Origin of the sequence: Kitasatospora sp. NPDC101235 (assembly GCF_044767505.1) — a bacterium.
Classification (GTDB): Bacteria; Actinomycetota; Actinomycetes; order Streptomycetales; family Streptomycetaceae; genus Kitasatospora.
Window position 1 is genome coordinate 18,642 of sequence record NZ_JBIWNZ010000018.1, and the last position, 13,210, is coordinate 31,851.

Sequence of the window (13,210 nt, forward strand, 5' to 3'; positions counted from 1 at the left end):
GCATGATCGTGGTCGAACTGGGGGCGGAAGAATTGAGAATGCGGTCGCCGCTTCACAGCTGGACGGACCTGAGCAAACCCCAGCGCACCGAGCTGTACCTGCGCTGGTCGCTCTACTCGCTGCCGCTGTTGCTGCTCCCGATCACGCTGCTGGCCGCCGGGGCCCGTGCCGACCTGCCGGGCTCCATCGCAACGGTCCGGATCGCCCTGCTGGTCGCGCTCACCTCGACGCTGCTGGGCCTGCGGGCCTGCCGCACCTCGCTCGACCACTACCTGAAGCGCCCCACCGACCACCTGCGCTGGCTGGCCGTCAACGGCGCGTTCGCGGTGGCCGGCTCCTGGGCCGTCCTGCTGTCCGGACCGGACGCCGGTGGGGCGGACAGCCCGCACGGAAAGGCGTTCGCCTCCACGGTCTCGCTCCTCCTGCTCGCCATGGCCTTCGGCCCGGCGTCCATCGGACTGTCGCTGCCCCGAGCCGCGCTGGCCGCCCTCGGCGGGTTCGTGCTGGTGGCCCCGGCGATGGTGCCGGCCGGATACGGCGTCGCCGGCATCGCCGGAATGCTGGTCAGCGCCCTGATCACGCTGCCCATCCTCGGGGCGACCTGCCGCAGCTTCGCCTGGCTGACCTCGGTGGTCTGGGAGCTGGACGCCGCCCGCGAGGCGCAGTCCCGGCTGGCCGTCGCCGAGGAGCGGCTACGCTTCTCCCGCGACCTGCACGACGTGATGGGCCGCAACCTCACCACCATCGCGCTGAAGAGCGAGCTCGCCGTCCAGCTCGCCCGCAGGGGGCGCGAGGAGGCCGCCGACCAGATGGCCGAGGTCCAGAAGATCGCCCAGGAATCGCAGCGCGAGGTCCGGGACGTCATCCGCGGCTACCGCACCGCCGACCTGCACGCCGAAGCGATCGGCGCCCGCGCCGTGCTGCGCTCGGCCGACGTCACCTGCGAGATCGACCTCGGCGAGCACGCCGACGAGCTGCCGGCCCCGGTGCAGTCGGTGTTCGGCTGGGTGATCCGCGAGGCCACCACCAACGTGCTGCGGCACAGCGAGGCCGACCGCTGCCTGATCCGGCTGCGGACCGAGGACGGACGGGCCGTGCTGGAACTGGAGAATGACGGGGTGCCCGACGTCCCGTTCCCCTCCCAGGGCAGCGGCACCGGGCTGCGCGGACTGCGCGAGCGGCTCGCCGCCCACGACGGCGAGCTGACCGTACCGGCCGCCGAGGCGGGCGTCTTCCGGATGCTCGCCACCGTCCCGCTCCGACCGCTGATCCGCCGTTGAGGAAGGTCGCCCGATGACCGACACCGCGCCCGTGCGCGTCCTGCTCGCCGACGACGAGCACCTGATCCGGGGCGCGCTGGCCGCGCTGCTCTCGCTGGAGGACGACATCGAGGTGGTCGCGCAGGCCGGCTCCGGCCCGGAGGCGCTGGCGATGGCGCAGTCGCACCGCCCGGACGTCGCGGTGCTGGACCTCCAGATGCCGGGAAAGGACGGCATCGAGGTGGCCGCCCAGCTGCGCCTGCTGCTGCCGGACTGCCGCTGCATGATCGTCACCGGGCACGGCCGCCCGGGCTACCTGAAGCGGGCGCTGGAGGTCGGGGTGCGCGGCTTCCTGCCGAAGACCGTCTCGGCGGCCGACCTGGCCGGCATCATCCGCACCGTGCGCTCCGGCGGCCGGTACGTGGACCCGGAGCTGGCCGCGGACGCGATCAGCGCCGGAGAGACCCCGCTGACCCCGCGTGAGACGGACGTCCTGGAGCTGGCCGCCGACGGCACCCCGATCGCCGAGATCGCCGAGCGGGCCTCGCTCTCCCAGGGCACGGTGCGCAACTACCTGTCCTCGGCGGCCACCAAGCTGGGCGCGGAGAACCGGCACGCGGCGGTGCGGATCGCCCGCGAGCACGGCTGGATCTGAGGCCGTACCCGCGGGCGTCGTGGCATCACGCCCAGGTGGTCCCGGTCAGCCGCTCGTACACCTCGATGTACTTGGCACGGGTCTGCTCGACGATCTCGGCCGGCAGCGCCGGCGGGGGCTGCTCGCTGTAACGGTCCCAGCCGGAGGCCGGGGAGACCAGCCAGTCGCGGATCAGCTGCTTGTCGAAGGACGACTGCGAGCGGCCCGGCTGGTACTCGTCGGCGGGCCAGTAGCGGGAGGAGTCCGGGGTGAGCACCTCGTCGCCGATCACCAGCTCGCCGTCCAGCAGGCCGAACTCGAACTTGGTGTCGGCCAGGATGATGCCGCGCTCGCGGGCGATGTCCCGGGCCCGGGCGTAGACGTCCAGGGTGGTGCGGCGCAGCTGGGCGGCCAGCTCGGCACCGATCCGGCGGGCGGTCTCCTCGTAGGAGACGTTCTCGTCGTGCTCGCCGACCTCGGCCTTGAGCGCCGGGGTGTAGATCGGGGCGGGCAGCTCGGAGCTGTTCTCCAGGCCCTCCGGCAGCGCGATGCCGCAGACCGTGCGGCTCTCCTCGTACTCGGCCAGGCCGGAGCCGGCCAGGTAGCCGCGGGCGACCGCCTCGACCGGGATCATCTCCAGGCTGCGGCAGACCAGCGTGCGGCCCTTCCAGTCGGCCGGGGCGCCGGCCGGGACCTCGGTGGAGATCACGTGGTTGGGGACGATGTCGGCGATCCGCTCGAACCACCACAGCGACAGCTGGGTGAGGATGCGGCCCTTGTCGGGGATCTCGTTCGGCAGCACCCAGTCGTGGGCGGACGTCCGGTCGCTGGCCACCATGACCAGCTCACCCGACTCGGTGCGGTAGAGGTCGCGCACCTTGCCGGTGTGCAGGTGGACCAGGCCGGGTACCTGGACCGGTTCGGGCTTGGTGACAAATCCGCTCAAGGTGTCTCAGTCCTCAGGGGTCGTTCACGGGCGGGGGCACCGCGAAAGGGGAGGTCACTGCCCCCGCAGTCTTTCACGACCGCCGAACGCCGGTTCCCCGGCCGCCGGGCCCGGGACCGACGGCTGGTTCTTGCAGAGCCGGTCCAGCAGGTTGGCGGTGGCCCGCTGGATCCGCTCGTCGGTCAGGCCCGGGCGGCCCAGCGCGGGCGACCAGGCGAAGGTGCCGGCCGCGAAGACGTACGCGCCGCTGGGCGCCCGGTACAGCGAGGTCTCCTGGTAGCGGGTGCGGCCGGCCAGGTCCTGGTACGGCGAGTGTGCCAGCAGCACCCGCTCGACGTGCTCGGGCAGCGCGACCTTGGGGTAGTAGCGGTCGGCCTCGCCGGCGACCAGCCCGGGCAGTTCGTCGCCCTCCTGGAGGCCGGTGCCGTCCCAGAGCCAGTGCCCGGTGTGCCGGGCGACCAGCGGGACGGGCGCGGCGACCCGCCCCGAGTACTGCACCCCGAGCAGGTGCTGCTCGGGCTCCCCGGCGTCCCGCCACAGCGCGCTGGCCGCGCCGGACGCCCCGGCGGCCGGGCTGCCGGGGACGACCTTCTGCCGCTTGCGGCAGTTGAGCAGCCGGTTGGGCTCGCCGGAGGCGGCGGCGGTCAGCTCGACCCGCCAGTACATGGTGTTGGCGGAGAGGAACACCAGCGAGGTGCCGCCGTCCCGGGCCCGCTCGGCGGCCCGGCGCATCGGTTCGGACCAGTACTCGTCGTGGCCGGGGAAGACCAGCGCCCGGTGCCTGGACGGGGCCACCAGGCCGGCGTGCAGGTCGGTGGCGGTGGCGTAGGAGAGGTCGTAGCCGTAGCGCTCGGCCCAGCGGATGAAGTCGTACGCGTGGCCGACGTGCAGCGGCAGTCCGGCGGTGGCGTGCGGGCGGTCGAAGGAGACGGTGACGGCCGCCTCGGGCTCGCCGACCAGGCCGCCCCGGCCGTCCCAGGCGTGGTAGAGGCTGGCGCCGGTGCGGCCGTCCTCGGGGAACAGGTTGTACGCCTGCCAGGTCACGTCCGGGAGCACCAGGAGCAGCTCGGCGGTGTGCCCCTGCTCCTCGAAGTCCCGGACGGTGAAGGGAATGTGGCTGCGGTGCAGCATGTCCGCGGTGGTCAGCACGGCGACGTAGGCGCCGGGCTTCCAGTGCGTCGGGATCTGCAGCCGCCAGGAGTGCCACCAGTGGTGGCAGGAGACCGTCCGGTCGGCCACCAGCGGGGCGGGCTGGGCGAGGCCGGCGATCAGCGGGCTGGAGGTCATGTGGCGGGCGCCGTCGCCGCCGTAGTGACCGATCCGGAAGACGTCCACGGTGAACTCGCGGGGCGGGTTGACGGTGACCCGGAAGTCCACCGAGCCGCCGGGGCGGATCACCCCGGCCGAGGCGAAGCCCTTGATCTGCTGGTCCACGTCGTTGGCGCCCTGCGGGGTGCCGACCGACGGCTTGGGCCGGCTGCCCGCGGTCAGCGGCTGCTGGCCGGGCGCGTCCACCGAGACGTACCAGGGGACGGCGCCCTCCGCGCCGGCCAGGTACTGGTCCGGGCTGCGCAGCCAGGGCAGCGGGCCCTGGCCGAAGGGGTCGGAGACGCTGTAGGCGTGCGTCCCCGACTCCCAGCGGCGGTTGAGTTCGGTCCCCACGCGCCCCTCCCAGGTGCACTTCCGCCCGGTTGGCACGTGCCCCCCGGATGTGCGTGCGGTCTAATACACCACAGAGTGCTGGCGCAACGTCACCCTCCGGTAGCAATTGGTGCAGGGAATCTCGCGCGCCTCCCGGGCAGGGCCTCCGGCCTGCGAAGACGCCCGGCGGCCGAACCGATCGGGGGCGCGCGCGGTGGTGTCGAGCGCCCTCCTGGGACGCCCGGGACATCAGAGGCGGACGGGTTTCTCCAGCCGGACGTCGGCGGCGTCCAGCCAGGCGCGCAGCGGGCCGTCCTGGCCCTGTTCGACGGCCTGGGCGACCGGGCCGGCGAGGTCGGTGCGGCGCACTCCGCCGAGCAGCAGCACCGGACCGTCCAGCCAGTCCAGGCCGGGAGCGCCGCCGGCGGTGTCCACGGCGGCGCAGCAGACCATCGCGGTGACGTGGTCGACCAGCAGGTCGCGGCCACTGCGGTCGGGTTCGAGCAGCGGGGCCGGGGCGGTGGTGCGGGCCGGCTGGGCGGCGAGCGCGGCGGCCAGCAGTTCGCCGTCGCCCTCGGCGAGCCGGCCCAGCAGCCGGGTGAGGGTCGGGGCGCCGGGGCGGGACTGCGGGGCGAGCCGGTCCAGGGCGGTCTGCAGGGTGGCGGCGCCCGTCCGCCAGCCGGCGTCCACCACGTCGGCCGGGTAGTCGGCCCACTCCAGCTCGTGCCAGGTGCCGGCTTCCGGACGGCCGAAGAACAGGTCGGCGGCGAGCCGGGAGACCGCCCGGTCGACGGCGCCGGGCTCCTCCAGCAGGTCGCAGGCGGGGCGGTCACCGAATCGGCTGCCGTAGCTGTCGGCCAGCCGGTCGCGCCGGGACAGCTCGGTGAGCGCGGAGACCACACCGGCGTTCAGGTGCGCCGGGTGGCGGCCGAGCCGCCAGGCGGGCAGCGCGACCCGGGTGAGCAGCCGGTCCCAGCCCGCGTAGGCCAGGCCGACCTGCTCCTGAGCCGCGATCCGCAGGCCGTAGTCGACCGTCCTGGCCTGCTCGGAGGCCCAGCCGGCGACCGAGCGCTCCAGCTCCGCGGAGTGGCCCCGGCAGGCGCCGAGCAGGCGGCGGGCGATCCTGCGGGTGACCCGCTCGGCGAGTGCGGCCGGACCGCCCCGGGGCGGCCGGGGCGGGGCGGCCAGGGTGCCGCCGCCGAGACCGGGGGCCGCACCGCCACCGGAGTCCAGGCAGGCGTCCAGGCTGCGCAGGAAGCGCCGGGCGGCGGCGATCTCCGGGTCGGCGGAGGCGGCGGTGCCGGCCACCACGGGGGCGAGCAGGGCGCGCAGTTCCCCGGCCCGCATCCACCACAGGAAGGGCGAGCCGATCACCAGGACGGGGGCGGGCGGCTCGGGGTGCGGCCGCAGCGGGTGCGGCCTCGACGGTGCCGTCCGCCGGGCCGGCGGGACGTCCTCCAGCCAGCTGTCGCAGTCCGGCGTGAGGGCGATGGCGGAGGGCGCGGGCACGTCCAGCCGGTCCGCCAGTTCGTCGATCAGCCGGTACAGCTCGGGGGCCTCGGCGCGGTCCAGCGGGACGGCCGGGGTGCACGGCGGGACGGCCCGGCGCAGGGCCCGGGCGGTCAGCCCGGCCACCAGCAGGGTCAGCGCGGCGACCGCGCAGACCGCCCAGCGGGCGGCGTCCCAGCCCGCCGCGTCGGCGGCCCCGGGCGCGCCGATCCGGCCGGTGAACCGGCCCGCGAGCAGGACCACCGCGACGGCGGCGGGCAGGGCGGCGGCGGCCCGGGCGAGGCCTCGGACCCGCAGGACCGCCTGGGCGTGAGCGCGCGCGGTGTCGACTGCGGCCATACGGTGCGGCACCCCCTTCGGAGCCCTCGGGCGCCCGGCTTCGGGCCCTGAGCCAACTCGAAACGATCAGTTCCGACCGGGAAGCGGAGGCGTCCGATCCCCGGTAGTGCATGCTGCGTGGCGCTACTGACATTTTCGACGCCCCGGTCCGGGTGGGCGTTCCGGATCGCCCCGGTTTCCACTCGTCCCGGTGACACCGCCCGGTCGTTCCGGTGACGCCGCCCGGACGCCGGCGACCGGTCCGGTGCGAAGCACCCCGACGACCGCCCGGCCGGACGCCGTCCAGCATCCCCCCGTGGAAGCACCGCTACCCGGCGGCGCCCCCGGCGCACGGGCCCCGCGCACCGCGATCCAGCGCACCATAAGGCCGAACAGCCGGTTGCGTCAGCCGGATGCGGGTGCTGTCACCCGATGGACTGGAATCCGTCGGCCGAACGGTGCGTCGGCCCCTGCGGCCGCTCCGACCCCGAAACGCCCGGGACGCTGCGCCCATGGGGTTGACCGGCGGGCTCGGTTGTTCGGGACTCGCTCTCCCCTTCCGGGGTCCGCCCGCCGCCGCCCCGCACCGTGGGTGCGACGCACCGTGGGTGCGACGCACCGTGGGTGCGACGCACCGTGGGTGCGACGCACCGTGGGTGCGACGCACCGCGGCCCCCGAGCGGTTCGCACGGGGGCCGCGGGCGGCGCGGACGCCGACGCCTCAGGCGGTGGCCGCCTTCAGCGCGATGTCGGTGCGGTGCTGGCCGCCCTTGAGGGAGATCCGGTCCACCGCGGCGTACGCGCGCTCGCGCGCCTCGGCCAGGTCGGCGCCGGTGGCGGTGACCGACAGGACGCGGCCGCCGGCGCTCAGCACCCGGCCGTCCTCGTCCGCCTTCGTCCCGGCGTGCAGCACGAACGCGGTGCCGTCCGCCTCCGCCTCGGCCAGGCCCTCGATCGGGTCGCCGGTGCGCGGGGCGGCCGGGTAGCCCTCGGAGGCGACGACCACGGTGACGGCCGCGCCCTCGTCCCAGCGCAGCGGCTCCAGCTGGTCCAGGGTGCCGTCGGCGGAGGCCAGCAGCACGCCCGCCAGCGGGGTGCGCAGCCGGGCCAGCACGACCTGGGTCTCCGGATCGCCGAAGCGGGCGTTGAACTCGATCACCCGGGTGCCGCGGGAGGTGAGCGCCAGGCCCGCGTACAGCAGGCCGGAGAACGCGGTGCCACGGCGGCGCAGCTCGTCCACGGTCGGCTGGAGGACGGTCTCCAGGACCTCCTCGACCAGCCCGGCGGGCGCCCACGGCAGCGGCGAGTAGGCGCCCATGCCGCCGGTGTTGGGGCCCTCGTCGCCGTCCAGTGCGCGCTTGAAGTCCTGGGCGGGCTGGAGCGGGACGACGGTGGTGCCGTCGGTGATCGCGAACAGCGAAACCTCGGGGCCGTCCAGGTACTCCTCGATGACCACGCGCTCGCAGGCGGCGGCGTGCGCCAGCGCGGCCTCGCGGTCGGAGGTGACCACGACGCCCTTGCCGGCGGCCAGGCCGTCGTCCTTGACCACGTACGGGGCACCGAAGGCGTCCAGCGCCTCGGCGGCCTCGGCGGCGGTGGTGCAGACGTAGGAGCGGGCGGTGGGGACGCCGGCCGCGGCCATCACGTCCTTGGCGAAGGCCTTCGAGCCCTCCAGCTGGGCTGCCGCGGCGGACGGGCCGAACACCGGGATGCCGGCCGCGCGGACGGCGTCCGCGACGCCGGCGACCAGCGGGGCCTCCGGACCGACCACGACCAGGCCGGCGCCGAGCCGGCCGGCCAGCGCGGCGACCTGCGCACCGTCCAGCTGGTCGACCGGGTGGACCGCCGCGACCTGTGCGATCCCGGCGTTGCCCGGGGCACAGTGCAGTTCGGTCACTGCGGGATCTTGGGACAGAGAGCGGCACAGGGCGTGTTCGCGGGCGCCGCCGCCGATGACGAGGACCTTCACGTCTGGCAGCGTAGTCGGTGGCCTGTTCCGGTCGCTCTCCGGTCCCGTCGGATCCTCCAGGAGAAGAGCTCCGTACGCCGAGTGTGCCGGAGGATCCTCCAAGCCCGGCCGGGCCGGTTCGGCTGTGGGTGGTCGGGTCACGACGCCGGGTCACCGGACCCTCGCTCGGACGGGTGAAATCTCGCCGCCCCCCGCAACCCGCCCACCTCGGGTTCCGGTGGCCGAAACCAGTAACGATCGACGGAGAAGCGCCCCCACGGTCAGCCATTTGGCGGTAAGAAGTGCTGTTGGAGAACCACCGGCGGACGCCACGTCAGCCGTTGCGCCGACAGACCCAGCAGTCCGCCCGCCACAGGGAGCCCCACAGGTGAGCCAGCCGGAAATGCAGCCCGAGGAGAGTGCCTGGGGCAAGGAGATCGGTGAGGAGGACCAGCCCGCCGCCGCCGTCGTCCGACGAGCCTCCACCCGTCACCGGGCCGATCTGAGCACCCGCCAGTTCCCCCTCGGGGACTGGGGCGAGCCCGCCGAACGGCTGGAGGAGCTCTACCGCTGGTCCGAGGAGCGGGCGGTCGAGGCGATCGAGTGGTACCGCCGGGACCGGGTCTGGAAGCGCCGCTGGGCGCGCCTGCTGCGGTTCGGCGCGGCCGGTTTCGCGGTGGGCGGGGTGGTCGCCCCGCTGGTCGACCTGGCCGGCGCCTTCGCGCACGGCACCAGCTGGGGCTACGTCGGCTTCGCACTCTCCGCCACCTGCCTGGCCGCCGACCGGGTCTTCGGCCTCACCTCCGGCTGGATGCGGGACGTCTCCACCGGGCAGGCGCTGCAACGCCGCCTGGAGGCCTTCCAGTTCGACTGGGCGTCGGAGTGCGTGCGCGAGGTGCTCGGCCCGACCGAGGGCACCGCGGGCGAGGCCGCCGAGCGCTGCCTGGGCGTGCTGCGCCGGTTCTGCGAGGACGTCTCGGACATGGTCCGCTCCGAGACCTCGGAGTGGATGCTGGAGTTCCGCGCCTCGATGACCCAGCTGCCCACCCAGTCCGGCGGGGCCTGGGGCGGGCGCAGCGAGCCCGGGGTGGGTGCCCAGGTGCGGGTGCTGCCGCCGCCGGGCACCCGGCCCACCATGCCGCGCCAGCGGCCGCCGGAGGGGCCGCTGCGGTAGTGCCCGGAGGTCAGGCGAAGACGATCATCGAGCCCTGGGTGACGCTCCTGGTCGCCGCCGCGTACAGGCCCGACCAGGCGTGCCGCTCCCGGGCGAAGGGGTGGACGTCGTCGATCGGCGGCCCGAACGGCTGCTCCAGGCCGGTCGGGCCGAGCGGCCGGGTCGGGCCCGGCGGGTTGAACGGGTCGATGCCCAGCGCCGGTGCGACGGCCTGGAGTTCGCGCAGCAGCCCGTGGCTGGAGCCGAGCGGGCCGCCGGAGGCGAGCAGCGTGTCGTCCACCAGCGGCACCGCGAACTCGACCGGCACGTACGCACCGGCGTGGTCGAAGTGCCAGACCAGGTGCGACTGTTCGGCGCTGCTCTCGAACATCTCCAGCAGCTGCTCGTAGTCGCCGCCGAGCGCGTCGACCGGGGTGATGTCCAGTCCGGTGAGGCCCAACAGGTAGGCGCGGCGCAGGAAGTGCAGCGAGTCGTAGTCGAAGGCGGCTATCGGCTCGACCGCACCGCTGATGCCCGGGACGAACCGGTAGACCGGCACCTCGGGCAGCCCGCGTGAGGCCAGCACCGAGTTGTAGAGCGTGAGGTCGTCCCGGAAGGGGTTGTCGGGGCTGTGGCTCAGCGCGTCCACCAGCGGGACGAGCCAGAGGTCGCAGGCCATGGCCGGCAGTTCCTCTCCGGAGGCGGGGATCGCCCACGGAGGCGGGGCGACGACGGGGGCTGGGTCGGTACCCTGACGGCCCTTTCGCGGGGCGCCCGGTAACGACGCCCGCCACCCTACCGGCCCGGTGCGGCGTGCGGGTCGGGCCGTCCCCGCGGGGCCTCCGGGGGCGGCCCGGGCAGCCGCCGGCCGAACCGGCCGTACGGCGTCACGCGCGGCTGCGGCACCAGGCCGAGTCCCAGGCCCAGCTCACGGCCGAGTTCCCGGCCCACCTCGTCGCTGCGGCGGCTGCGCTCGACGCGTCCCGCGCCGGGCTCGTCGGCGGGCCCGGCGGCCGGCTCCGGCGGGGCCGCCGGCGCGGGCGGCGGCTCGACGGGCACCGCCGGCGGCTGCTCCCCGACGGCCTCGGTGAGCAGTCCCAGGACGGTCACCGACTCCAGCGACTGCCCGGCCAGCCCGGCCAGCAGCCGGACGGTGTACAGGTTGTACTCGCAGATGATCCGGTGCGCACCGGCCGGATCGCCGGCCTCGATCGCCTCGACCAGGTCCGGGTGGCGTTCCCAGCAGACCCCGCCCAGCACGGGCAGCTCCCGCAGGTAGGGCGCGGCGAACATCCAGGACTGCACCCGCAGCCAGTCCAGGTATTCGGCGATCCGGCGGTTGCCGAGCAGCCCGCCGACCTCCTGCCAGAACCGGCGGTCGCAGCCCACCATCACGTCCAGGTTCCCGGCCCGGGCGGCCCGCACCGCCGCGTCGGCCCGGCGGTGCAGCGAGGACAGCCGACTGAGGTCGGGCAGCGCGCGGCGGGCGGCGTACTGGCGGTGGAAGCTGTCGGTGATCAGCACCCGGGACTCGAAGATCTCCAGGAAGTCGTCCCAGCCCAGCTCGGGCACGGTGAAGCCGCGATGGTGCTCGGCCCGCAGCAGACCCTGCGCACCGAGGTCGACCAGGGCCTCGCGGGCCGGGGTCGCGGAGACGCCGTACAGCTCGGCGATCTCCTTGACGGTGAAGTTGCGGCCGGCCGCGAGCCGGCCGGCCATCATCTCCTCGCGCAGCGCGCCGGCGATCTGCTCGCGCAGGCTGTTGCGGTGGATGACGGGGCGGGGGGTGTCGCCTGCGCCGTTGTCAGGCATGGGCGCGACCTCCTCGGGCGGCCTACCGTGCTGGCCCTCGTACGGGCCGGCGGGGAACACGACGAGTGCTCATCTTCTCAAACCCGACCGGCCCCGGTACGAACCAACCCTCCCGGAACGCGTCCACCGCGCCCCGGCCCCGCCCCGGCTCAGCGCTGGACCGGCGCCGGGATCCCCAGCAGGCGGTCCCGCAGCACCGGGAACTCCGCCCGCGCCCTGGCCACCTCGGCCGGGTCGAACTCGACCGTCAGGACCTGCTCGTCCGCCCCCGCCTCGGCCAGCACGCGGCCCCACGGGTCCACCACGATGCTGTGCCCGGCCTGCTCGACCCCGGCGTGCGTACCGGCGGTGTTGCAGGCCAGCACGAAGGCCTGCTCCTCCACCGCCCGGGCCCGGGCCAGCAGCGTCCAGTGCTCGCACCGCCGGGCCGGCCAGGCCGCCGGAACCACCAGCAGCTGCGCGCCGGCGTCCAGCAGCGCCCGGAACAGCTCCGGGAAGCGCAGGTCGTAGCAGGTGGCCAGACCCAGGGTGGCGAAGTCGGTGGGCGCGGTGACGATCTCCTGCCCGGCACCCATCACCACCGCCTCGCCGCTGTCGAAGCCGAACCGGTGGATCTTGCGGTAGGTGTGCACCAGCTCCCCGTCCGGGGAGAACAGCAGCGATGTGTTGTAGATCGGCCCGTCCGGATCGCGCTCGACGATCGAACCGGCGTGCAGCCAGACCCCGGCGGCCCGGGCCGCGGCCGACATCACGTCCGAGGTGGGCCCGTCCAGCGTCTCCGCACCGTCCGACCAGAGGTCGTAGGCGAAACCGCCGAGCGGCCACAGCTCCGGGAGCACCACCAGATCGGCGCCCTGCTGAGCCCGCACCAGGGCCGCCGCCCGGGCCCTCCGCTCGGCGGGCGGTTCCACGTCGGAAACCGCGAGTTGGATCAATGAAGCGCGCACAGTACCACCGTCCACGGCAAGAGACCTACGATCGTCACCCGAAAGCGCTGCCCAGCTGTCTCCCGGCAGCGTAACGTGCGGTTAGCGTGTGCGCCCGGAAAGCCGGACCATCCCGGTCGGCCGTGACGGCGGGGCACAGGCGGCAAGGAAGCTGACGGAGGGCCGGAGATTCCCGTGACGGACAACCAGACCGTGCAGGCTTACACCGAGGCGTGGACCCAGACCATCGAGTCCATATCGGAGCTGGTCGCCCGCCTTCCCGAGGACTCCTGGAACCGGGCCACCGAGTGCCCGGGCTGGTCCGTCCGGGACGTCGTCTCACACGTGATCGCGGTCGAGTCCGACCTGCTCGGCGACCCGCGCCCGATCCACTCGCTGCCGCGTGACCTCCGTCACGTGACCACCGAGTTCGCCCGTTACATCGAACTGCCGGTCGACAAGCGCCGCTGCCACACCGCGCTGGAGATGACCAGCGAGCTGGAGTACACGATCATCCGCCGCTCCCGGGCGCTGCGGAACGCCAAGCAGACGCCCGAGGAGCCGGTGCGCTGGCCGGCCGGGCCGCTGGCCAGGGACGTCCCGTACCACGAGCTGCTGCGGATGCGGGCCTTCGACGTCTGGGTGCACGAGCAGGACCTGCGCCGGGCCCTGGAGACCCCGGGCAACCTGGACGCCCCGGCCGCCCTGATCACCCGGGACCTGCTGCTGGAGCTGCTGCCCAAGGCCGTCGCCACCAAGGCCGGGGCCCCGGCCGGGACGGCCCTGGTGCTGGACGTCACCGGCCCGGTGGAGTTCCTGCGCACCGTCCGGGTGGACGCCATCGGCCACTGCACCGTGGACGAGTCGATCAGCCTGGCCCCCGACGTCCAGCTCACCATGGGCTGGGAGACCTACCTGCGGCTCGCCTGCGGCCGCGGCCGGCCCGGCCACGTCTCCGTCGAGGGCGACCGGGAACTGGCCGAGCGGGTGCTGGCCAACTTCTCGGTCACCATCTGAGCCGACGGGCACCACCCGGCGTGCACGCACCGACGCCCGCCGGGTCG

11 protein-coding genes are annotated in these 13,210 nt (G+C 74.6%); 4 read left to right on the top strand and 7 right to left on the bottom strand.

The features are described from left to right. Positions 1-38 precede the first annotated feature (38 nt). Both ACIRRH_RS26935 and ACIRRH_RS26940 read left to right on the top strand, forming a co-directional pair. Positions 39-1,280, top strand: coding sequence for a sensor histidine kinase (locus ACIRRH_RS26935; protein WP_403072365.1), 1,242 nt, complete (start codon positions 39-41; stop codon positions 1,278-1,280). Between the two features lie 13 nt (positions 1,281-1,293). After that, positions 1,294-1,914 (top strand): response regulator, encoded by a 621-nt coding sequence (locus ACIRRH_RS26940; RefSeq protein WP_403072368.1) that lies wholly within the window; start codon positions 1,294-1,296, stop codon positions 1,912-1,914. Positions 1,915-1,939: 25 nt separating this feature from the next. On the opposite strand, the gene ACIRRH_RS26945 is transcribed toward ACIRRH_RS26940, so the two are convergent. From ACIRRH_RS26945 to purD, 4 genes are all read right to left on the bottom strand, one after another. Then, a complete protein-coding gene (locus ACIRRH_RS26945; protein ID WP_224281506.1) occupies positions 1,940-2,839 on the bottom strand; it encodes a phosphoribosylaminoimidazolesuccinocarboxamide synthase in 900 nt (299 codons plus the stop codon). A 54-nt stretch (positions 2,840-2,893) separates the two neighbouring features. Further along, a complete protein-coding gene (locus tag ACIRRH_RS26950) occupies positions 2,894-4,501 on the bottom strand; it encodes a N,N-dimethylformamidase beta subunit family domain-containing protein (RefSeq protein WP_403072371.1) in 1,608 nt (535 codons plus the stop codon). A 228-nt stretch (positions 4,502-4,729) separates the two neighbouring features. Continuing rightward, positions 4,730-6,328: a hypothetical protein gene (locus tag ACIRRH_RS26955; protein ID WP_403072374.1), complete on the bottom strand. Its 1,599-nt coding sequence runs from the start codon at positions 6,326-6,328 to the stop codon at positions 4,730-4,732. A gap of 700 nt (positions 6,329-7,028) precedes the next feature. Further along, on the bottom strand, positions 7,029-8,276 hold the full coding sequence (gene purD / locus ACIRRH_RS26960; RefSeq protein ID WP_403072377.1) for a phosphoribosylamine--glycine ligase: 1,248 nt from the start codon (positions 8,274-8,276) through the stop codon (positions 7,029-7,031). Positions 8,277-8,643: 367 nt separating this feature from the next. On the opposite strand from purD, the gene ACIRRH_RS26965 reads away from it, so the two are divergent. Further along, positions 8,644-9,429: an SLATT domain-containing protein gene (locus ACIRRH_RS26965; protein WP_403072380.1), complete on the top strand. Its 786-nt coding sequence runs from the start codon at positions 8,644-8,646 to the stop codon at positions 9,427-9,429. Positions 9,430-9,439: 10 nt separating this feature from the next. Here the strand turns inward: ACIRRH_RS26965 and ACIRRH_RS26970 are convergent, their stop codons facing one another. The 3 genes from ACIRRH_RS26970 to ACIRRH_RS26980 all read right to left on the bottom strand — a co-directional run bounded on the left by ACIRRH_RS26970 (position 9,440) and on the right by ACIRRH_RS26980 (position 12,167). Then, entirely contained in the window at positions 9,440-10,087 is a 648-nt protein-coding gene (locus ACIRRH_RS26970) for a hypothetical protein (protein WP_224284654.1), read from the bottom strand. A 116-nt stretch (positions 10,088-10,203) separates the two neighbouring features. Beyond that, positions 10,204-11,220, bottom strand: coding sequence for a GntR family transcriptional regulator (locus tag ACIRRH_RS26975; protein WP_403072383.1), 1,017 nt, complete (start codon positions 11,218-11,220; stop codon positions 10,204-10,206). Between the two features lie 149 nt (positions 11,221-11,369). Next, a complete protein-coding gene (locus tag ACIRRH_RS26980; protein WP_403072385.1) occupies positions 11,370-12,167 on the bottom strand; it encodes a carbon-nitrogen family hydrolase in 798 nt (265 codons plus the stop codon). A gap of 174 nt (positions 12,168-12,341) precedes the next feature. On the opposite strand from ACIRRH_RS26980, the gene ACIRRH_RS26985 reads away from it, so the two are divergent. Continuing rightward, positions 12,342-13,163 carry a maleylpyruvate isomerase family mycothiol-dependent enzyme gene (locus tag ACIRRH_RS26985; RefSeq protein ID WP_403072388.1) on the top strand — a complete coding sequence of 274 codons (822 nt, stop codon included), beginning with the start codon at positions 12,342-12,344 and terminating at the stop codon, positions 13,161-13,163. The last annotated feature ends 47 nt before the right edge of the window (positions 13,164-13,210 follow it).

Coding starts and splice junctions, on each gene's coding strand:
- ACIRRH_RS26975 (WP_403072383.1), bottom strand. CDS start 11,220: ATGCCTGACAACGGCGCAGGCGACACCCCCCGCCCCGTCATCCACCGC.
- ACIRRH_RS26955 (WP_403072374.1), bottom strand. CDS start 6,328: ATGGCCGCAGTCGACACCGCGCGCGCTCACGCCCAGGCGGTCCTGCGG.
- ACIRRH_RS26940 (WP_403072368.1), top strand. CDS start 1,294: ATGACCGACACCGCGCCCGTGCGCGTCCTGCTCGCCGACGACGAGCAC.
- ACIRRH_RS26935 (WP_403072365.1), top strand. CDS start 39: ATGCGGTCGCCGCTTCACAGCTGGACGGACCTGAGCAAACCCCAGCGC.
- ACIRRH_RS26970 (WP_224284654.1), bottom strand. CDS start 10,087: ATGGCCTGCGACCTCTGGCTCGTCCCGCTGGTGGACGCGCTGAGCCAC.